This window comes from Hymenobacter segetis, assembly GCF_054776495.1.
On sequence record NZ_BAAHBV010000001.1, the window covers coordinates 1,741,113 to 1,760,328 of the forward strand.

The following is a 19,216-nucleotide window of genomic DNA, read 5'->3' on the forward strand; positions in this document are numbered from 1 at the left end:
TAACTGGTTAAAATAACGAGACGGGGCCGGAAGTTCCAAGCAGATTAGCTTTCGGCCGGAGCCTCGGATGATTTTGGCTCACGGCGTGAGCCCCGGTACAACTCATACTTCAGCAGCCGGCAGTCAATCGGCCCGTTAAACAGCGGCACCCGACGCGCCGGCTTCAGCCCGATGCTCTTCGCCGCTTCCAGATTCCCGGTGAAAACAAAGGCGTTATACCCCTGAAAATTTGCCTTCAGCGAATCCCCAATCGTCTTGTACAACGCCGCCATCTCGGCCTCCTCCCCTATCCGCTCGCCGTAGGGCGGGTTCATAATTACAATGCCGGGCTCCTCCTTAGCGGGGGCGGTGGCATCCTTCACATCGCGCACCGACAAACGGATGAAATCCTCCAAACCTGCGGCCGTAATATTCGCGGCGGCCATATCAATGGTTTTGGGGTCGAGGTCGGAGCCGGCGAGGTAGGCTTGCGGTTCGTCGAGGCGCTGGGCTTTGGCTTCTTCGCGCACCTGGTTCCACAGCTCGGGGTCGAAGTCGTACCAGTTTTCGAAGCCGAACTTGCCCTGGTGGAACAGGCCGGGCGCGATACGCTGGCTGATGAGGCCGGCCTCGGTGAGGATGGTGGCCGAGCCGCACATGGGGTCGATGAGGGGCTTTTTGCCATCCCAACCGGAGAGCATGACCAAGCCGGCGGCCAGCACCTCGTTCAGCGGGGCTTCGTTGGTGTGCTGGCGGTAGCCACGGCGGTGCAGCGAGTCGCCGGCCGCGTCGAGGCTGAGGATGACTTCATTTTCCGTCATGCGCAGGTGCAGGCGGATGTCGGGCTGGCGAGTGTCAATGCTGGGCCGCTCGCCGGTGCGGGCCCGGAACTGGTCCACGATGGCATCCTTGGTGAGCTGGGCCACGAAGAGCGAGTGCTCAAACGTGGAGCGGTTCACCACGGGCGTGATGGCGAACGTCTGGCCGGGACCGATGAAATCCTGCCAGTCGATGCGGCTTACTTCGCGGTAGAGTGCTTTTTCATCGGCGGCATAAAAGGCGGCGAAGGGGCGCAGCAGGCGCATGGACAGCCGGCTCCACAGAGCGGCTTCATACAGCAGGCGGTGGTCGCCGATGAACTCAACGGCGCGGGAGCCGACGTGGGTGATATCGGCCCCGAGGGCGTAGAGCTCGTCGGCGAGCAGTTCTTCCAGGCCGAACTGGGTGGTGGCGGTGAGATGCATAGTCCGGCAAAGGTCGGCAGGAATACGGGAGAAGGAACTACGATTTATTTCGTACTAAACGATATCAAATAGCTAATCCCAGCATACATTTACAGCACATCATCCGAAACTCCTTCCTCTCATCGAAATGAAAACCTTGATTTTCTGCATAATGCTGATTTGGCCGCTGATGCTGGCTGCTCAAACCAAACCGATTGCTACGATTCCGTTCGTACTTGAAAACAACGGCATATACATCTATTGCCAGGTCAACGCTGCCGACAGCCTGAAATTCCTTTTCGATACGGGTGCCAACGGCTCGGTGCTGAGCGAGGCCGCCGCCACCCGCATCAAACTACCGCGCACCGGTACCACGCGCAACGTCGGCTCGAACGGCACCAACACGGTGGGCCAGAGCGCGGGCAACGTCGTTCGCTTCGGCAGCCTCACCAAAAGCGACGTGCTGCTGGCCGTCATTCCGTACAAGGGCTTCAACTTCGACGGCGTATTTGGCACCGACTTTATGAAAGGCTACGTTATCGAGGTGGATTACCATAAGAAAGAGCTGCGGTTTTACGAGCCTGCGGGCTACCACAACGACCTGAGTGCCTACGCCCGCTGCAAGCTGCGCTTCGTAGATGATTACCCCACCATCACGAGCACCATCGTGGCCAACGGCCGCCGCTACACGGGCCGGTTTGGCCTCGACACGGGTGCCGACGACGTGCTGACCGTGGCCGCGCCCTTTGGCCGCAAGCACGGCCTGCCGGGCCGGCTCCCCCGGATTGGCACGGCCACATCGCAGGGCTCCGACGGCTCTACCTACGAGAGCGCTGTGGTACTGGCCCCGGAAATCCGCTTCGGCCAGAAGTGCTTCTACCGCGTGCCGGCTACCCTGCCGCAATCAACCAGCGGCGTCAACGCGACCGAAGACAAGGCCGGCTTCTGGGGCAACGGCTTTTTGAAGCGGTTTAACGCCGTGTGGGATTTCGACCGAAACTACCTCTACCTCAAGCCCAATAAAAACCTGTACACAGAGCTCTAGCCGGTGAGCCCAAGGCGAACCCAACGAGCCGGCCCCACTCAATGGCCGGCTTTTTTTGTACCTTCCGCCCTCATATGGCTACTCCTATTTCTGCTGCTGCGGCGGCCTCCACCACTGCTGCACCCGCCCGCTCCTACGCCGGCCCCATGGTGCTGATGACCACCCTGTTCTTCCTGTTCGGGGCCGTCACCAATTTCAACGACGTGCTGATGCCGTATTTGAAAGACGTGTGCCAACTCACCGATTTGCAGTCCTCGGCAGTGCAGTCGGCCTTTTTCGGCGCGTACTTTCTCATGTCGCTGCCGGCCGGCTGGGTCCTGAAAAAGCTGGGCTACCAGCGCGGCATCGTGGTGGGCCTGCTGGTGATGGCGGGCGGCGCGCTACTCTTCATCCCGGCGGCCGACTCGCGGGCATTTGCGCTGTTTCTCACGGCGCTGGCCACGCTGGGCGCAGGCATCACGCTGCTGCAGGTGGCAGCCAATCCTTACGTGAGCATCCTGGGGCCGGCGCGGGGCGCGGCGGCGCGGGTGAGCGTGGTGGGCGTGGCCAACAACTTCGGCGGAGCCCTTTCGCCGCTGGTGGGCGGGCTGGTGCTGTTCGGCGGCTCGGTGGCGCTCAAGGCCCGGCTGGCGGCGTTGCCGCTGACGGAGCGACTGGCCGAAGAATCGCAATTAGTAAAAGGCCCTTACATCGGCCTGGCCGTGTTTCTGGTGCTGCTGGCGGCGCTGTTTTTCTTCCTCGTGAAGCTGCCCGACATCGAAGGCATTCCTGAAGAAGCCGCCGAAGAAGCGCGGCCCATGGCAGCGGGGCGGACGTCGGCGCTGGCGTTTCCGCACCTAGTGCTGGGCATCGCGGCCATTTTCGTGTACGTGGGCGTGGAGGTCGGGCTGGGCTCCTTCCTCATTCGCTACGGCGAATCGCAGGGGATTCGGCAGCTTTCGGCCTTCACCCAAAGCCTGGTGCAGGGGCTGAACGTGGCCACCAACTACGCGCTGGTGCTGTTCGGCAAAGAGCCGTCGGCCATTGATACCACGGCCGGCTTCACCAAGGCGGTGGGCGCGGTGCTGGTGTCATCGTACTGGTTTGGCTCGCTCATCGGGCGCGTGGTAGGCATTCCGCTACTGCTCAAATTTCACAACCGCATGCTGCTGGTGGCGGTGTGCGCGGCCGGCACGGCGCTGGTGGGCGCGAGCATCCTGAGCACGGGCGAAACGGCCCTCTGGCTCATCGTGCTCTGCGGGCTGATGAACTCCATTATGTGGCCCGTGATTTTCCCGCTGGCCATCACTGGGCTGGGGCCGTTCACCAAGCAGGGCTCTTCTTATTTGATTATGGCCATTGTGGGCGGGGCGCTTATTCCGCCGCTCATGGGATTCATCGCCACGCATGGCGGCGGGCTGCGCGTAGCCTTTGTGGTGCCGGCGCTGTGCTACCTGTACCTCTTGTTTTATGCACTAAGTGGTTATCGGGTGCGTTAGCCCACCCGCCGGTGCCGTCATCACCATCTCCAAACCGGCCCTTGTTTCATGAAAAGAATCATCCCTGTTTCCGCGCTTTTTCTGGTGGTTTTATTGCTGGGCACCGCCAGCTGCAAGAAAGTTCTGGACCTGCTCACCTTCCAGATTAACGACTCCTCTACCTTCCAGCTGCCGGCTACTGGTCCGCTGCCCATCGGCACCACCGGGCCGGTTATTGCGCTGCCGGGCGTCACGGTCAACTCTACCGCCAACAGCACTTTCCAGAACAACAACACGGCGGCCGACTACGTGAAGGACGTGACCCTCGACCGCCTGGCCCTGACCGTAACCGACCCGGCCGACCAGAATTTTGACTTCGTAAAAAGCATCAGCATTTCGATTGCCTCGGATGCGGCCGGCACCAACAAAGTGCCGCTGGCTTCTCTCAACCCCGTGCCCACCGGCCAGACCACCATCGAGCTCACGCCCTCCGGCCAGAAGCTCGACACCTACCTGCGCAGCGGCACCTACACGCTGTTCACCACGGTAGAGATGACTCAGCTCGGCCTGAGCAAAGCCACCACTGTGCGCGCCGACTCGCGCTTCAACGTGAAGGCCGACCCGAAGTAGCACACTGTAGCGTGGACTCTGCGAGTCCGCGCTTTGCAGAACGTTCGCCCACACGCGGACTCGCAGAGTCCACGCTACAGTGTGCTGCGGCGCGGCCGCTACCTTTGCGGCCATGATGCCTACGCTCGAAGAAAACGTCTCCCTCCGCCCCTACAACACCTTTGGCCTCGATGTGCAGGCCCGCTACTTTGCCCGCTTCGCCTCGGCCGATGCGCTGCGCCAATTGCTGAAAATGCCCGAAGTTCAGGCCGCCGATAAGCTCATTCTCGGCGGGGGCTCCAACCTGCTCTTCACCCAGGATTTCCCCGGCGTGGTGCTAAAAAACGAGATTCGTGGGCTGGAAATCATTTCCGAAGACGGCGAAACCGGCACGGCACTCATCCGCGCCGGAGCCGGCGAGAGCTGGCACGGCCTGGTCGAATACGCCCTCGACCAGGGCCTGAGCGGCATCGAAAACCTCTCCCTAATTCCCGGCACGGTGGGCGCGGCCCCGCTCCAGAATATCGGGGCTTACGGGGCCGAGCTGCGCGACACCTTCGACCATCTGGAAGCCGTCGAAATTAATACTGGCGCGGGGCGCGTGTTCACTGCCGGCGAGTGCGGCTTCGGCTACCGCGAAAGTGTGTTCAAGAACGTGCTCAAAGGCCAGTTTGTGGTCACGGCCGTGGTGCTGCGCCTGCACCGCCAGGCCCGCCCCAACGTGCGCTACGGCGCCATCGCCGACACGCTGGCCGAGCTGGGCATCGAAGGCGAGCCCACCCCGCACGACGTGAGCCGCGCCGTGGTCCACATCCGCCGCAGCAAGCTGCCCGACCCGGCCGAAATCGGCAACGCCGGCTCTTTCTTCAAAAACCCCGAAATCTCCCAGGCCAAGTTCGACCATCTCAAAAGCGAGTATCCCGAGCTGCCCGGCTACCCCGTGCCCGGCGGCGTGAAGGTACCCGCCGGCTGGCTCATCGAGCGGGCCGGCTGGAAAGGGCTGCGGCGCGGCCCCGGCGCGGGCACTCACGGCGTGCACGCCCGCCAGGCCCTCGTGCTGGTGAACCACGGCGGGGCCACCGGCAGCGAAGTGCGCCAGCTGGCCGAAGAGATAATCTCGTCCGTCCGCCAGCAGTTCGGCATCGAGCTACACCCGGAAGTTAATATTTTGTGATTGAATAGCACACTGGTCAGCAATCTGTATATATTGCTAAGAATGCCGAATGATGCGTAATTTGTCCCATCATTTGCATCAGTCATTTCTTCGCCGGTCTGCTTATTCTTCAATTTATGAAACGCTCTTTTCTCCTGTTTGCCGCGGTGCTATCCGGCCCGGTCCTGGCGGTTGCGGCTCCCCTTCCCACGCCCCCGGTACTCACCCTGAAGGTGGCCCGCGCCATGGGCCCCGGCAGCACCGTCACGGTGCGGGCCGTGGTGCTGAACGGGGCCGAGATGGGCAACGTCCGCTACGTGCAGGACGGCGAGGCCGGCCTCGCGCTCTACGCCCAAGCTGCCAAGCTGCCCGGCTACGGCGAGCTGCAGGCCGGCGACAGCATCCAGGTTACGGGCCAGCTCAAGGCCTACAACGGCCTGCTGGAAATGGACCCCATTGCCTCGTTTCATAAGCTGGCTGGCGGCCAGCGGCTGCACCCGCTGCGCGTGCCCGTGGCCCAAGTCACGACCGCCTTTGCCGAGGCCAATGAGAGTCGCCTCATCGAAATCAAGGGCGTGACACGCCTGCTCACGCCCACCGGCACCCCGGCCGAGGCCCTGGTTGGCAACGCCAACTACCTCCTCGACGGCACGGCCGGCGCACTACTGCGCGTGGGCTCCACCAGCACCGGCCCCGAGGGCCTCATCGGGGCCACCGCCCCCAGCGGCGAGCCGTTCGACGTGCGCGGCATCATGAGCCAGTACTCGCCGGGCGGCACCGGCGGCTACCAGCTGCTGCCCCGCCTGGCCACCGACTTCGTGCGCGGCAGCGGCCTGCCCCGCCTCACCGAAGAGCCCGTGCCCGTGAACGTGAGCCCCACCGGCTTCACCGTCGTGTTCTCGACCCTGAACGCCGGCGACACCCGCGTGCGCTACGGCCTCGATGCCAAGCAGCTCAAGGAAAGCCGCGTCGATGATGCCCTTACCACCCACCACAGCCTCACCCTGAACGACCTGATTCCGGGCACCACTTACTACGTGGAAGTAAGCTCGCGCAATGCGGCGGGCACCGAAACGGCCACGCCCGTGCCGTTCATCACCACCGGCGGCAAGCGGGTGCGGGCGGGCGGCAAAAATTAAGTTTTCGCAGCCCGGCACTATTGGCGTCCAGCGGCGGTTCGTTTCGCTGAAATTCAGCATCTTTGTATTTCCGTCTCCCACCTAATCTTTAAAATTTAACCGTTTCGTAACTCTGTTTTTTTCATGAAGAAATTTACTCTGCTGGCGCTGCTGGCGGCGGCCACTTCCTGGCACACCGCATCGGCCCAAACTGCGATTACCATTGCGGCCGCCCGGGCCCTGGCCCCCACCACCAACGGCACCGCCGGCCCCACGGTCACGGTGCGCGGCATCGTGACGAACGGGGCCGAGCTGGGCTCCTCGGTCAGCATCATTCGCTACATTCAGGACGGCACGGCGGGTATCGGCGTGTACACCACGGGTGGCACCACGGGGCCACTGGTTTCGGCGCTGGTGCCCGGCGACAGCATTGAGGTAACGGGCGGCCTGAAAATGTTCCGCGGCCTGCTCGAAGTTGACCCCATCACCTCGCTGACCGTGCTGGCCGGCAACCGGCCCATTCCGGCCCCAGTGGTATTTTCGGCGGCCAACGCGGCCAACGCTTTCGCCGAGCAGTACGAAGGAATGCTGGTGCGCATCAACGGCCTGACGTCGATGACGACGGCGCCCACCACCTGCACCACGGCCGGCGTTTCGGTATCGGCTTTCAACGCTAATACCTCGTACCGCCTCAATGGTAACTGCAACTTCGTTACCTACGTGCCCACCAACTCGACGGGGGCCGACGGCCTGATTGGCAAGCCCAGCCCCACGGGCACGTTCGATGCCATTGGCGTGATGAGCCAGTATGCGCCCTCGGCTACGTCCATCACGGGCGGCTATCAGTTGCTCAACCGCAAGTACAGCGACTTCATTCAGGGCCTCACGCCCAACCTGACCACCAGCCCGGTTCCGACGAACATCACCACGACCTCGCTCACCATCAGCTTCAACACCCAGAACACGGGCAACACGCAGCTGGCCTACGCTACTTCGGCGGCGGGCCCTTTCACCACGTTGGCCGGCAATACGGCCCTCACCACGGCCCACAGCCAGGTGCTCACCGGCTTGTCGCCGGCTACTATCTACTACGTGCAGGCCGTTTCGGTAAACAGCGTAGGTCGTTCGGAGTCGCGTGTGGTACCCATGGTGACGGCTTCGCTGTCGTCGGGGGTTATCAAGAACTTCTATAATAATACGGTCGATGCTTCGCTGGCCCTGCCCGGCAACACGGCCGTGACCATGCTCAACGGCGCGGCTCCCGATACGCTGGTGCGTTACATCAACCGCGCCACCCAGACGCTGGACATTGCCATTTATAACTGGAACAACGCCACCATCCTGAACGCGGTAAACGCCGCCTTCACCCGGGGCGTGCGGGTTCGTGTGATTTACGAGGACGACAATGCCAACGTGAGCATCACCAGCCTGAATGCCGGCATTCGCCGCATTTCGCGCCCCAACACGGCCGGCAGCACCACCAGCAGCATCATGCACAACAAGTTTGTGATTGTGGATGCCAACAGCACCAACCCCAACGTGCCGTGGGTGTGGACGGGCTCGATGAACTGGACCGCGGCCCAGCTCACGACCGACCGTAACAACGTCATCGCCATTCAGGACCAGTCGCTGGCCCGCGTTTACACCATCGAGTTTGAGGAAATGTGGGGCTCGAACACGGCCACGCCCGGCACCAGCACCTTCGGCTCGCGCAAAACCGACAACACGCCCCACTTCCTGAACATCGGCGGCAAATCGGTGGAGTCGTACTTCTCGCCCACCGACAACGTGAACGGCCGCCTGCTCCAGGCCATTGCCTCGGCTGATAACGACCTGCACTTCGAGTCCATGCTCATCACCCGCGCCGACCTGGCCCGCGCCATTGCCGCTCAGGTTACCCAGCGCGGCATCGGCTCCTGCTCCGACGGCCTCGTGAACGACACCAGCGGCACGGCCGGCTACTCCTTCCGCCTCATGCAGGCCGGGCTGGGCACCCGCCTGCTCATCAAGCGCGCCGGTGCCGGCTTCGGCATCATGCACCACAAAACCCTGATTGTAGACGCCGGCGCCAGCCAGTCGGACCCCACGGTATTCGTCGGCTCGCACAACTGGACGCTTTCGGCTGATACCGAAAACGACGAAAACACCCTCGTGGTGCACGATGCCCGCATCACCAACCGCTACTACCAGGAGTACGCCGCCCGCATTGCCGAGCAAAACGTGGCCGGCGTAGTAGTCTGCCGCCTCGTACTGGCCACCAAAGCAGGCAGCATCCAGGCCAGCACCATGGAGGTGTATCCGAACCCCGCCCGTGGCAGCTTCCAGCTGCACTTGGCTAGCTCCTCGGCCCGCACCGCCACCATCGTGCTGCGCGATGTGACCGGCCGCGTGGTACTCACCAAAACCCAGTCCCTCACCGGCACCGACCTGAACATCGACGCTACGTCGCTGAAGTCGGGCCTGTACATGGTGCAGGTAACCACTCCCGAGGCCGTGCAAACGGGCCGCGTAGTAGTGGAATAACCTGAGCGAAACTGATGCAAAAAAGGCGGCTCCCGATTTGGGAGCCGCCTTTTTTTTATGGCCTGACTGTAATACTCTGAACGGTCATGCTACTTCAGCACCGCAATGGTCACGCCATCCCCGCCCCTATCGGCGTGCTCGTCGGCCACGCTGGCTACGGCACGTTGGGAGCGCAGGTAGTCGCGCACCACCTGGCGGAGTACGCCGTTGCCGCGCCCGTGGAGGAACTTGATTTCGGGCATTCCTAGCATCACGGCATCGTCTACGAAGCTCATGGTTTTGGTGAGGGCATCTTCGGCGCGCTCGCCGCGCAGGTCGAGGGTGGGGCTGAAGCCGGCCATGCGGTCGGTGATGTTCACGCCGTTGCCACCGCCGGAGCTGCCGCCGCTGAGCTTCGACTTGCTGGCTTTAGCGGCCTGCTCCCGCTCGCGGATTTCGGCTCGGCCCAGCTTTTCGAGTTGGCTGAGCTTGGTCAGGGTTTTCAGGCCACCGAACATGACTTCGGCGGTCTGGCCCTTCACGCTCACCACTTCGCCGTGGCCTTCCTGGCCGAAAAGGGCCACTTTATCGCCGGGCTTGAGGTCGCCGGCTTCGGCGCGCTCGCGGGTGGCTTTGGGCTTGGGCGGCTCGATTTGCAGCTCCTTCTTGACGAAATTATCGAGCTTTTCGCGGGCGGCTTTGTTGGTTTCCTTCTCGGCGTTGCCCCGCCGGATTTCGCCGATGGTGGCTTCGATTTGCTGATTGGTATTCACCAACAGCGCCTTGGCCTGCTGCTTGGCCGTGCGCAGGGTTTCGATTTTGGTATCCTCAATGTGCTGCTTGAGGTCCTGGTATTCCTGGGCGGCACGCTTGAGGCGCTTCTCAGCTTTGGCAGCTTCGGCGGTGCGGGTTTCGAGTTCGGTTTTCTCCTTTTCGAGGCCTTCGAGCAGGCGGTCGTAGCGGATTTTGTCCTTGCCTACCAACTGCGTGGCGCGCTCCACTACCTCCTTCGGCAGGCCGATTTTGCGGGCAATTTCGATGGCGAACGAAGAGCCCGGCTTACCCACTTCCAGCCGATAAAGCGGCTGGAGCTTCTCCGGGTCGTAGCGCATGGCCCCATTCACGAGGTGCGGGGTGCGCTCGGCGAAGTTCTTGAGGTTGGTGTAGTGCGTGGTAATGACGCCGTAGACGCGGGCTCGGTTCAGCTGGTCGAGCACGGCCTCGGCGATGGCGCCGCCCAGGCTGGGCTCGGTGCCGGTGCCGAACTCGTCAATCAGCACTAGGCTTTTCTTGCCGGCCAGCAGCATGAACTGCTTCATGGCCAACAGGTGCGACGAATAGGTACTCAGGTCGTTTTCCAGGCTCTGCTCGTCGCCGATATCCAGGAAAATATCCTCGAAAACGCCGGCTTCGGAGTTGTCGGCGCAGGGAATGAGCAGGCCCATTTGCAGCATGAACTGCACGAGGCCCACGGTTTTCAGGCTCACCGATTTGCCGCCGGCGTTGGGGCCGGAAATGACGAGGATGCGCTGCTCGTGGTTCAATTCCAGGTCCAGGGGCACCACTTCGCGGGGGTCGCCGTTGTCGCGCTTGTGCTGGGCGAAGGCCAGCTGGAGCAGCGGGTGGCGCACCTTCACCCATTTCAGCAGGGGCTTGTTGTGCAGCACGGGCAGGCGGCAATCGAGTGTGACGGCCAGCCGGGCTTTCGCCCTGATGAAGTCAATCAGCCCCAGATAAGAATACGCTTTGCGCAGGTCCGGGATGTGAGGCCGGAGCTGGTCGGTGAGCGCCGTAAGGATGCGAATCAGCTCGCGGTGATAGGCATTGTCAAGGTCCTTGATGTCGTTATTCAGCTCGAAAACAGCTTCCGGCTCAATGTACACGGTCTGGCCCGAGGCCGATTCGTCGTGAATCAGGCCCTTCACCTTGCGCTTGTGCTCCGCAATAACGGGCAGCACCAGCCGCCCGCCGCGTATCGTGGGCTCGGAGTCGCTGGGAATCCAGCCCTCGTTTTTGGCGTGGCGCAGGATGCCGGCAATCTGCTTGCGCAGCTGCCCCTGACGGGCAATGAGTTCCTGCCGAATCTGGCGCAGCAGCGGGCTCGCGTCGTCGCGCACGGCCCCTTCGTCGTCCACCACTTTATCCAAAGCAGCCAGCAGGTTGCGGTCGACCTGGATGCCAATGCCCAGCAGGCGCAGCGTGGGATATAGGCTGGGGTCGGCATCGGAGAAGAAGCTCAGGGCCTGCCGAATGGTACGCAGGCTCATCTTCACCTCGAAGAAGGCGGCCACGTCGAGGTACGCGCCCGGTAGGGCGGCGCGCTTGAGATGCACCTGAGCATCGTGGTAGTGCGAGGCCGGGAAATCGGCCCCGGAGCGCAGCAGGTAGGTGAATTCGTCGGCCTGTTGCAGCAGTTTCAGCAGGGGCTCGTGCTTGGGTTGGAACTCCATGCGGGCCACGTAGTGCCGGCCCAGGGCGGAAAGGCAATTGGCCTCAAGCTGCTCGCGCAGGGTGGTGAAGCCGATTTTTTGTTCGAAGTGTTGGGGTAACAGCAAGTAGGTAGTATTTCAGTAATTGGGTACGAAGGTAAACAGCCAAGCGGGCGGGAAGATTCGCGGACGGCAAGGTATTGGGCTCTGACGGCGGCGGACAGCAGCCCAACCCGGCCTTCCGCCCGCCCCAAACGCCTGATTGATGGGAAAATCCCGGCCCCGGCCCGCCAGTTTATCGCGTTCGGCAACGATGCCGGGAACGTTTGCGCAACTATACTCCGGCTTAGGCTTTGCTATATACTCATTTGCTGACGCTTAGCGGCTAGGTTTGTACATAACCTCTCACCGATGGCAGCCGCCATCACCCACCCAAAACCGCTCCGACTATGAAGCACTTGTTCTCTCTACTCTTCCTGCTGTTGCTGTCGCCGCTGGCCCTGCGCGCCCAGGCCCCGACCGTGCTGGAATCGTCCGGCTGGCTGGAAACCGCCTACGTGCGCTGGACGCCGGTTGCCAACGCGCAAAGCTATAATGTGTACTACACCGGCGGCGGCCTCGTCAACCAGAAGCTCGACGACCAGCTCATCCGCAACTACGGCACCTTTTACCGGGCCGATGCCCTGGGCCTCACGCCCGGCTCGTACACGCTCAAAGTGGCCCCCGTTATCGGCGGGGTGGAGGGCGCGGCCACCACTACCAGCGCCCTCACGGTGCTGGCCCAGGACCGCACCGGGTTTGCCTTCAGCAACGGCCGCGTGCCGGGTGCCTACAATGCCAACGGCACGGTAAAAACCAACGCCGTCATCCTCTACATTACCCAAAACACTAAGAATACCGTGTCGCTCAACGTGACCGGGGCCACCACCAATCCCTGCGTGGGCCTGCAAACCATCCTCGACGGCTTTAAGAAAGGCCGCGATGCCCGGCCGCTGCTCGTGCGCTTCATTGGGCAAATCACCGACCTGACCTACATGCTGGGCGGCGACATCGTCATCGAAAACAACAACCTGGCCTCCGGGGCCATCACCCTCGAAGGCGTGGGCAACGATGCCGTGGCCGATGGCTTCGGTATTCGCATCAAAGGCGCGTCCAACATTGAAATTCGCAACATCGGCACGATGAACACCGACAGCGATGAAGGCGACAATATTGGCCTGCAGCAGGACAATGACTACATCTGGGTGCACAATTGCGACTACTTCTACGGCCACGCGGGCAGTGCCGCCGACCAGGTGAAGGGCGACGGCGCGCTGGACTGCAAAAAGTCGACCTACGTCACGTTCTCCTACAACCACTTCTGGGATTCGGGCAAGTGCAACCTGCTCGGCTTGAGCGAAAACACCACCCAGGGCCTCTACATCACCTACCACCACAACTGGTACGACCATTCGGACTCGCGCCACCCCCGCGTGCGCTTCTACTCGGCCCACGTGTATAACAACTACTACGACGGCAACGCCAAGTACGGGTCCGGCTCGACGGAGGGCTCCTCGGTGTTCATGGAAGGCAATTACTTCCGCAATTGCAAGTACCCCATGCTGACTTCGATGCAGGGCACGGACGTGTTCAATCCTGTGACGATGACGAACAACTACACCACGCAGCCCATTTTCTCCAACGAGGACGGCGGCACCATCAAGGCCTTCGATAACTACATGACCGGGCAGACGCGCTTCGTGCCCTACGGTGCCACCGGCTACCCCAATTCCACGGTCGACTTTGATGCCTACGTGGTGACCACCCGGACCCAAACCGTGCCCGCCACCGTGCTGTCGGCCTACGGCCGCAACGCCTACAACAACTTCGACACCAACGCGGCCGTGATGTACACCTACACCCCGGACAGCCCCACGGCGGCCCGGACCAACACGATGCTGTACGCGGGCCGCGTGAAGGGCGGCGACTTCCAGTGGACGTTCAACAACGCGGTGGACGACGCTTCCTCGGCCGTGAATCTGCCGCTGCAAGCGGCACTGGTGGGCTACACCACCGGCTTGGTTTCGGTGCAGGGCGTGACGGTGGTAACCCCTCCCGGTGGCGGTGGTGGCGGCGGCACGGGCGGCGGCGGCGGCACCAATACGTCGGACATGCTGCACAATTTCACCCTGTCCGGCACTACCAGCACCTTCTACACCATCACCGGCAACCTCTCCACGTCGCAGGGCACGGTGGTCTACAACGGCCTGAACCTGACGCAATGCCTCAAGCTGGAGTCGACCACGAACGTGGCCTTCACCACCACGGCGACCGCCACGCTCACGCTGGTGTTCAACGATGCGTTCAGCGGCACGGTTAAAATCGACAACGTGAACCAGACGGTGGCCTCGGGCCGCCTCTCGATGAACATCGCCGCCGGTACCCACCAAATCACCAAAAACGTGACGGCGAACATCTACTACATGAGCACCGTGTATGCGGCCCCCCTGGCCACGCGCAACCCGCTGGATGGCCTCGCCATCAAGGTGTACCCCAACCCGGCCACCGATGAAGTGACCGTGGCCTGGAAGAGCAAGCAGCCTTTCTCGCTCTACAGCATCACGGGCAGCCTGGTGAAAACCGGCCTCACCAACCAGTCCTTCGACCTGAAAGACGTGAAGCCCGGCGTGTACCTCATCCGCCTGCGCGACGAAGACGGCTACCTGCGCACCAGCCAATTGCTCAAGCAATAGATTAGCGTCTCCCCCGATTGAAAAAGGCCCCGGCAGCACTGCTGGGGCCTTTTTTTGTGGCTGGCAACGGGCTCGCAGCTTTCGTTTCGCCCGGCGCGGAGCGATATAGCAGTAACTTATGCCCTGTAAGGCCGCAATCAGCGCAAATAAGGCAGATATTATGCTAAGGCAGACCGTATAAATACCCAGAGAGGCCTTACTAGCACTAAGCGGGGCTGCATACATGCTCAGGAGGGCCTCATCAGCACTAAGCGGGGCTGCATATGTGCTCAGGGGGACCTTACTACCACTAAGGGAGGCTGTATAGATGCTCAGGGGGGCCTTACCGGCACTAAGCGGGACTGCATGTGTGCTCAGGGGGGCCGTCATTGGAGTAGGTAAGGCATTGTTCTTACCTTGCGCACCTCCTTTACCCGCTTGACTGCCTTGCTTATGGAACCCGTGCCCACCCCTGATGCCGCCACCGGCTCCCTGGCCGCCCGCTTTGCCCAGCGCCTGGTGGTGCGCGACGCCCCGCCCCCACCGCCCAGCCAGGAGCCGGCCGCCATTCTGGCCCGCATTCAGGCGTGGCTCATTCCGCCCCAAGGCGTGCGCGATGCCCGTACCCACGGGCGCATGGCCCGCATGCTGGTGGCCCTCATGGAGCACCTCGAACTCAGCACCGAGCAGTTGCAAGCGGCGGCGGGCCTGGGCTGGCGCGCCGGCTCGCGCATGGCGCAGGAGTTGCTCACGCGCGGCCTCACCGAGCGCGAGCGGCGGGGCCGGTTCTTCTACCACCGCCTCACGCGGGCAGCTGAGGACGCGCTGCTGCTGGTGGTGGCCGGGCCGCAGGGCTGATGGCGCGGGGCTCCGTCCCGTGCCGACTATTGGGGGGCCTCCGGCCCCCGGCGACCGGACAAGGCGGGTGTGAATCGCGCAACGATTGCAGGCCGGAGGCCTGCGAATAGCGGGCACGGGCCGCAGGCCCGCGCCATCGGGGCTGTTTAGATTTCGCTTTACCCTGCCGGTTATATCGGCAAAGCGTGTCGTTCATTACCTACACTTCTCAGCCAATTACTCACTTATCGCTCACATATCTACCCTGCTGACGCGCGTCTGTGACGCACGCCAGCAGGGTTATTCAGGGTTTGACAGTATAAGGCAAGTTGAACTGGCCGTTGGTGATTTTTCGGCTATCGCATCCCAGCGTATAGATACCGCTGAAGGTCCCGCTAACGGTGTGGGTGCTCGTGTCCACGGACTTTACCACCACCTCAAGGTCGGGCGCGCTGTCGATGTAAAATCGGTACAGTTGTGTGCCCAATACGAGGCTGCGGCAATTCGTGGAGTAGTTGGTAATGGGTAGGGTATAGGCACTGCCCGCGCTCGCGCCTCGGTAGGTGCGGGGCGTTTCCACACCTTGCCGGTCCGTGACAGACAAAGAAATTTGGTGGTTGTCGGCAGTACTGGCATCAATGGTGAGCTGCTTCACCCCCAAGGCATTGGTTTCCACCACGGCCGTAGGTGAGCCAAACACCACCACCTGGCCATTGTCGCTAAGCTGGATGCTATTGGCAGGAATGGCTGGTTCGGCATCAGACTTTTTGGAACAGCCGACGACGACAAGACTCAAGGATAACAAAAGGGTAAGAGCACGGACCATGGCAGCGATGGGGAATAGGTGAATGAGTGACAAAGAAAGTACGCTGGGGTCACGAGGCCCCAGCGTTTGAGTTTACTTATCCACCCCCGCGCCAAACAGGGCGAAATCGTACTTCACCGGGTCGCTGGGGTCGAGTTTGCGGAGGTTGGCGGTGAGCTCTTCGGCGGCTTCCCAGTCCACGAGCTTGCGGGTGAGCAGGCCCAGGGGGCGGGCCTGGCGCTCGACGTGCAGGTCGATGGGCATGATGAGGTCGGCGGGCGAGAGGCGGGTCCAGAGGCCGAAATCGACGCCGTGCTCGTCGCGGCGCACCAGCCAGCGCAGGTACATATTCACCCGCTTGCAGGCCGATTTGCGGGCCGGCGTGGCCACGTGCTTGCGGGTGCGCTGGGGCGCATCGGGCAGGCTGAAGAAGTGCTGATGGAAGTTAATCAGCCGCTCGCGCTGCGTGTGCCCCACCAAAAACGCGGTTTCCAGCGTCTCGTGCTGCCCGTACCAATGGCGCAGGAAATGCACGAAATACAGCAAATCGGTATCGCAAAACGTGCGGTGGCAGAAGCCGAGCAGCTTCTTCAAGTCCTCGTCCTGGTGCTGGGTGATGAACTGGTGCGGGGCGTCGTCCATGCGGCGCAGCAGCTCGTTGCACTTGTTGATGATGGTGGGCCGCTGCCCCCAGGCCAGCAGCGCCGCAAACAGGGCCGCGATTTCCACATCCTGCCGCTGGGTGAAGCGGTGCGGGATTTGAATGGGGTCGTTTTTGATGAACTCGGGGCGGTTGTAGCGCAGGTATTGCGCATCGAGCTGGCGGCGGAGCTGGGCGATGTTCATAAAGGGGGATAGGAAAAACGCCTGTCATCCTGAGCGCAGCGAAGGACCTTATCACGCTCGCATTAGCCGTGCTTACGGCGAATCGTTCAGTCGTGATAAGGTCCTTCGCTGCGCTCAGGATGACAGGCGGATTGAATTGCGCTACGTTTCTCTACTGCGGAATGTAGTTCGTCTCCACCCGAAAGCGGGAGTCGGTGGTGCCGAGCTTCTGCACGGCGCGGGGCGAGAGGCGCACCAGGATGTTGTTGTTCTCGCCCGTATCGGGCAGCTTGCCGATGACGCGCACATACACCGAGAGGCCATTCATGGCGTTTTTCACCTGCATGATGGTGCCCACGGGGGCCGTTTTGTGCAGGGCGAGGTACTTATCGGTAATGCTCTTTTCGATGGGCGCACCGAGGCCCGACTCCACCACGCGGGCCAGCACTTCGCTGGCGCGGCTGGGGGTGCGGTCCTCCTTGTCGTCCTCGCGCTCGGGGCGTTCGGTTACGGTCGCAATCTGGGCGGGCTTGTCGGGGGCCGGGGCTTTGGCGGGCGTGGCGGGCACGGCTTCCACTTCTACCGGGCGCACCACGGGCGCGGGCTTGGGCGCGGCGGCCGTAGTAGCCGGAGCTTCGGCCGCGCCGGAAAGTATCAGTTGCTGGCCCACGCGCACGGTGCCGCCGGCGGGCAGCTTGTTGAGCCGAATCAGCTCATCGGGCGTGAGCTGAAACTTGCGGGCGATGCCGAACAGGGTTTCGCCTTTGGCCACGGTGTAGTGGGTGGGCACGGTTACGGGCGCGGCGGCTTTGTCGGGCGCAGCGGCGGCCGGGGCCTTACCAGCGGCGGGACGGGGCACGTACACAATCTGGCCCACGCCGAGGCCGTTTTTAATCTGCGGGTTGGCGGCATTGAGCTCAGCCAGCGTGACGTGGTAGCGGCGGGTGAGGGCGGTGAGGGTTTCGCCGGCCGCCACGCGGTGCTTCACGAAGCGCTGGCCGCCGCGCATTTCCTGGCCAATGGAGTCGGCGGGGGCACTTTTGGCGTGGCCGGGTTTGCCCGGACCGGGGCCGCCCAGGGCCAGCAGCGTCAGCAACGAAAGAATTACAGTCATATAAATAGCCTTCCAAAATTCACTTTGCCCCCGCCCGGGAGCGCCAGCCAAACAGCCAGCGGAGGCAAAATAACGCAATAACCGGTGGGAAATTGAGCCCGGCCGGTTTCAACACGGTCCCGTTCCGTTATTTGGGGCTTATTGGCGGGGCTTTTCCCGCCGCTGGCTATTCACTTCCTGCCCGCTGCTATGGTTCTCGGCCTCATTCCCGCTCGCTTCGCCTCCACCCGCCTGCCCGGCAAGCCACTCGTCGATTTGGGCGGCCAGAGCATGATTCAGCGGGTGGTGATGCAGGCCCGGCAGGCCAACTTGGCCCGCGTGGTGGTGGCCACCGATGATGAGCGCATCCTGCGCCACGTCCAAGATTTCGGGGGCGAGGCCGTGCTCACCCACCCCGACCACCCCAGCGGCACCGACCGCCTGTGGGAGGCCTTCCAGCAGCTCGGCAGCCCGCCTGAGGTGCATTGCATCGTCAATATTCAGGGCGATGAGCCGTTCATTCACCCCGCCCAAATCAACGCCCTGGCCGATTTATTTGCCGACCCAGCCACCGCGCCCGCCATCGCTACGCTGGTGAAGCCGGTGATTTCGGAGGAAGAATTATTCAGCCCGCACCTGCCCAAAGTGGTGCTCAGCCAGCAGGGCCACGCCCTGTATTTCAGCCGCCACCCCCTCCCCTACCAGCGCGGCCGCGAGCCCGCCGAGTGGCTGGCTCACCATCGCTACCTGCGCCACCTGGGCCTGTATGCCTACCAGCCGCAAGTGCTGGCACAGCTCACGCGCCTGCCCGTATCGCCCCTCGAAGCCGCCGAAAGCCTGGAACAATTGCGTTGGCTGGAAGCCGGCTTCCAGATTCGCTGCGCGGAGACGGAGCTGGATGCGTTCGGGATTGATACGCCGGAGGATGTGGAACGGGCGCTGGTCCGACTGCGAGGCTAGTCGACGCGCTCTGCTACGGGCTTTGCGGCGCTGGTTTGGTGGCGCTCATCCCGCATTTCGCGCGAGAGGAAGTAGTTGAGGGCAGTGCGGATGATGGCAATGGCCCCGAGCTTGCCCAACTGCTCCCAGGTCGGAGAAATGGCTGTGGAGAGGATATCCGCCCCGAGTTGAAACTCCAGCGCCAGCGCCAAGTAACGGGCCAGGGTCAGCCGGATAGCGGTGAAGTCGGCTGTCTGGCCCTTGCTTAATGCTTTCAGCAGCAACCAGCCCGCGCTGAGAATGCCTAGCGCGATGATAACCGCGCCCACCATTTCCACGCCCAGCTTCAGCCACAGCACCGCGTCGATGACCGTGCTTTCAGCGCGGCCATGCAAGGAAGTCACGTCGCGGGCCGCTTCGGGCAGAATGGATAGGAAACAGGTAAACAGCAATGGCATGAGCGCGGGAAAGGCAACAACGAGCAGGATACG

General features: G+C 62.5%; 15 protein-coding genes. 9 read left to right on the forward strand and 6 right to left on the reverse strand.

Features of this window, described 5'->3' with window-relative positions; all coding sequences use genetic code 11:
- Positions 1 to 44 precede the first annotated feature (44 nt).
- The gene (locus ACYU70_RS07310) at positions 45 to 1,223 is read right to left on the reverse strand and encodes a THUMP domain-containing class I SAM-dependent RNA methyltransferase (RefSeq protein ID WP_342298380.1); all 1,179 of its coding nucleotides are present in this window, start codon (positions 1,221 to 1,223) and stop codon (positions 45 to 47) included.
- Positions 1,224 to 1,350: 127 nt separating this feature from the next.
- On the opposite strand from ACYU70_RS07310, the gene ACYU70_RS07315 reads away from it, so the two are divergent.
- The 6 genes from ACYU70_RS07315 (at position 1,351) to ACYU70_RS07340 (ending at position 9,107) form a co-directional block, all read left to right on the forward strand.
- Entirely contained in the window at positions 1,351 to 2,247 is an 897-nt protein-coding gene (locus ACYU70_RS07315; protein WP_342298381.1) for a retropepsin-like aspartic protease, read from the forward strand.
- A 74-nt stretch (positions 2,248 to 2,321) separates the two neighbouring features.
- Positions 2,322 to 3,725 (forward strand): sugar MFS transporter, encoded by a 1,404-nt coding sequence (locus tag ACYU70_RS07320; RefSeq protein ID WP_342298382.1) that lies wholly within the window; start codon positions 2,322 to 2,324, stop codon positions 3,723 to 3,725.
- Positions 3,726 to 3,773: 48 nt separating this feature from the next.
- Positions 3,774 to 4,334 (forward strand): hypothetical protein, encoded by a 561-nt coding sequence (locus tag ACYU70_RS07325; protein WP_342298384.1) that lies wholly within the window; start codon positions 3,774 to 3,776, stop codon positions 4,332 to 4,334.
- Positions 4,335 to 4,446: 112 nt separating this feature from the next.
- Positions 4,447 to 5,487: a UDP-N-acetylmuramate dehydrogenase gene (murB, locus tag ACYU70_RS07330; RefSeq protein WP_342298385.1), complete on the forward strand. Its 1,041-nt coding sequence runs from the start codon at positions 4,447 to 4,449 to the stop codon at positions 5,485 to 5,487.
- 116 nt (positions 5,488 to 5,603) lie between these two features.
- Positions 5,604 to 6,605, forward strand: a complete 1,002-nt coding sequence (locus tag ACYU70_RS07335) for a fibronectin type III domain-containing protein (RefSeq protein ID WP_342298387.1) — start codon at positions 5,604 to 5,606, stop codon at positions 6,603 to 6,605.
- A gap of 123 nt (positions 6,606 to 6,728) precedes the next feature.
- Positions 6,729 to 9,107: a phospholipase D-like domain-containing protein gene (locus ACYU70_RS07340; protein WP_342298388.1), complete on the forward strand. Its 2,379-nt coding sequence runs from the start codon at positions 6,729 to 6,731 to the stop codon at positions 9,105 to 9,107.
- 89 nt (positions 9,108 to 9,196) lie between these two features.
- On the opposite strand, the gene ACYU70_RS07345 is transcribed toward ACYU70_RS07340, so the two are convergent.
- Complete coding sequence (locus ACYU70_RS07345) at positions 9,197 to 11,641, reverse strand: endonuclease MutS2 (protein ID WP_342298390.1); 2,445 nt, start codon at positions 11,639 to 11,641, stop codon at positions 9,197 to 9,199.
- A gap of 323 nt (positions 11,642 to 11,964) precedes the next feature.
- On the opposite strand from ACYU70_RS07345, the gene ACYU70_RS07350 reads away from it, so the two are divergent.
- Positions 11,965 to 14,247 carry a pectate lyase family protein gene (locus ACYU70_RS07350; RefSeq protein WP_342298391.1) on the forward strand — a complete coding sequence of 761 codons (2,283 nt, stop codon included), beginning with the start codon at positions 11,965 to 11,967 and terminating at the stop codon, positions 14,245 to 14,247.
- A gap of 417 nt (positions 14,248 to 14,664) precedes the next feature.
- Positions 14,665 to 15,084 (forward strand): hypothetical protein, encoded by a 420-nt coding sequence (locus tag ACYU70_RS07355; protein ID WP_342298392.1) that lies wholly within the window; start codon positions 14,665 to 14,667, stop codon positions 15,082 to 15,084.
- A gap of 283 nt (positions 15,085 to 15,367) precedes the next feature.
- On the opposite strand, the gene ACYU70_RS07360 is transcribed toward ACYU70_RS07355, so the two are convergent.
- The 3 genes from ACYU70_RS07360 to ACYU70_RS07370 form a co-directional block, all read right to left on the reverse strand.
- On the reverse strand, positions 15,368 to 15,859 hold the full coding sequence (locus tag ACYU70_RS07360) for a hypothetical protein (protein ID WP_342298394.1): 492 nt from the start codon (positions 15,857 to 15,859) through the stop codon (positions 15,368 to 15,370).
- 102 nt (positions 15,860 to 15,961) lie between these two features.
- Positions 15,962 to 16,714, reverse strand: coding sequence for a TIGR02757 family protein (locus tag ACYU70_RS07365; protein WP_342298395.1), 753 nt, complete (start codon positions 16,712 to 16,714; stop codon positions 15,962 to 15,964).
- A 151-nt stretch (positions 16,715 to 16,865) separates the two neighbouring features.
- The gene (locus ACYU70_RS07370; RefSeq protein WP_342298397.1) at positions 16,866 to 17,807 is read right to left on the reverse strand and encodes a DPBB and LysM peptidoglycan-binding domain-containing protein; all 942 of its coding nucleotides are present in this window, start codon (positions 17,805 to 17,807) and stop codon (positions 16,866 to 16,868) included.
- Positions 17,808 to 17,996: 189 nt separating this feature from the next.
- Here ACYU70_RS07370 and kdsB point away from each other — a divergent pair, with 189 nt between their 5' ends.
- Positions 17,997 to 18,746, forward strand: a complete 750-nt coding sequence (kdsB, locus tag ACYU70_RS07375) for a 3-deoxy-manno-octulosonate cytidylyltransferase (protein WP_342298399.1) — start codon at positions 17,997 to 17,999, stop codon at positions 18,744 to 18,746.
- On the opposite strand, the gene ACYU70_RS07380 is transcribed toward kdsB, so the two are convergent.
- Positions 18,743 to 19,183, reverse strand: a complete 441-nt coding sequence (locus ACYU70_RS07380; protein ID WP_342298401.1) for a DUF1622 domain-containing protein — start codon at positions 19,181 to 19,183, stop codon at positions 18,743 to 18,745. The genes kdsB and ACYU70_RS07380 overlap by 4 nt on opposite strands.
- Positions 19,184 to 19,216 lie beyond the last annotated feature (33 nt).

Excerpts from the sequence above, each read along its gene's own strand:
- ACYU70_RS07310 (WP_342298380.1), bottom strand. The coding sequence starts at position 1,223 with ATGCATCTCACCGCCACCACCCAGTTCGGCCTGGAAGAACTGCTCGCC.
- ACYU70_RS07315 (WP_342298381.1), top strand. The coding sequence starts at position 1,351 with ATGAAAACCTTGATTTTCTGCATAATGCTGATTTGGCCGCTGATGCTG.
- ACYU70_RS07320 (WP_342298382.1), top strand. The coding sequence starts at position 2,322 with ATGGCTACTCCTATTTCTGCTGCTGCGGCGGCCTCCACCACTGCTGCA.
- ACYU70_RS07325 (WP_342298384.1), top strand. The coding sequence starts at position 3,774 with ATGAAAAGAATCATCCCTGTTTCCGCGCTTTTTCTGGTGGTTTTATTG.
- murB (WP_342298385.1), top strand. The coding sequence starts at position 4,447 with ATGATGCCTACGCTCGAAGAAAACGTCTCCCTCCGCCCCTACAACACC.
- ACYU70_RS07335 (WP_342298387.1), top strand. The coding sequence starts at position 5,604 with ATGAAACGCTCTTTTCTCCTGTTTGCCGCGGTGCTATCCGGCCCGGTC.
- ACYU70_RS07340 (WP_342298388.1), top strand. The coding sequence starts at position 6,729 with ATGAAGAAATTTACTCTGCTGGCGCTGCTGGCGGCGGCCACTTCCTGG.
- ACYU70_RS07350 (WP_342298391.1), top strand. The coding sequence starts at position 11,965 with ATGAAGCACTTGTTCTCTCTACTCTTCCTGCTGTTGCTGTCGCCGCTG.
- ACYU70_RS07365 (WP_342298395.1), bottom strand. The coding sequence starts at position 16,714 with ATGAACATCGCCCAGCTCCGCCGCCAGCTCGATGCGCAATACCTGCGC.
- ACYU70_RS07370 (WP_342298397.1), bottom strand. The coding sequence starts at position 17,807 with ATGACTGTAATTCTTTCGTTGCTGACGCTGCTGGCCCTGGGCGGCCCC.
- kdsB (WP_342298399.1), top strand. The coding sequence starts at position 17,997 with ATGGTTCTCGGCCTCATTCCCGCTCGCTTCGCCTCCACCCGCCTGCCC.
- ACYU70_RS07380 (WP_342298401.1), bottom strand. The coding sequence starts at position 19,183 with ATGCCATTGCTGTTTACCTGTTTCCTATCCATTCTGCCCGAAGCGGCC.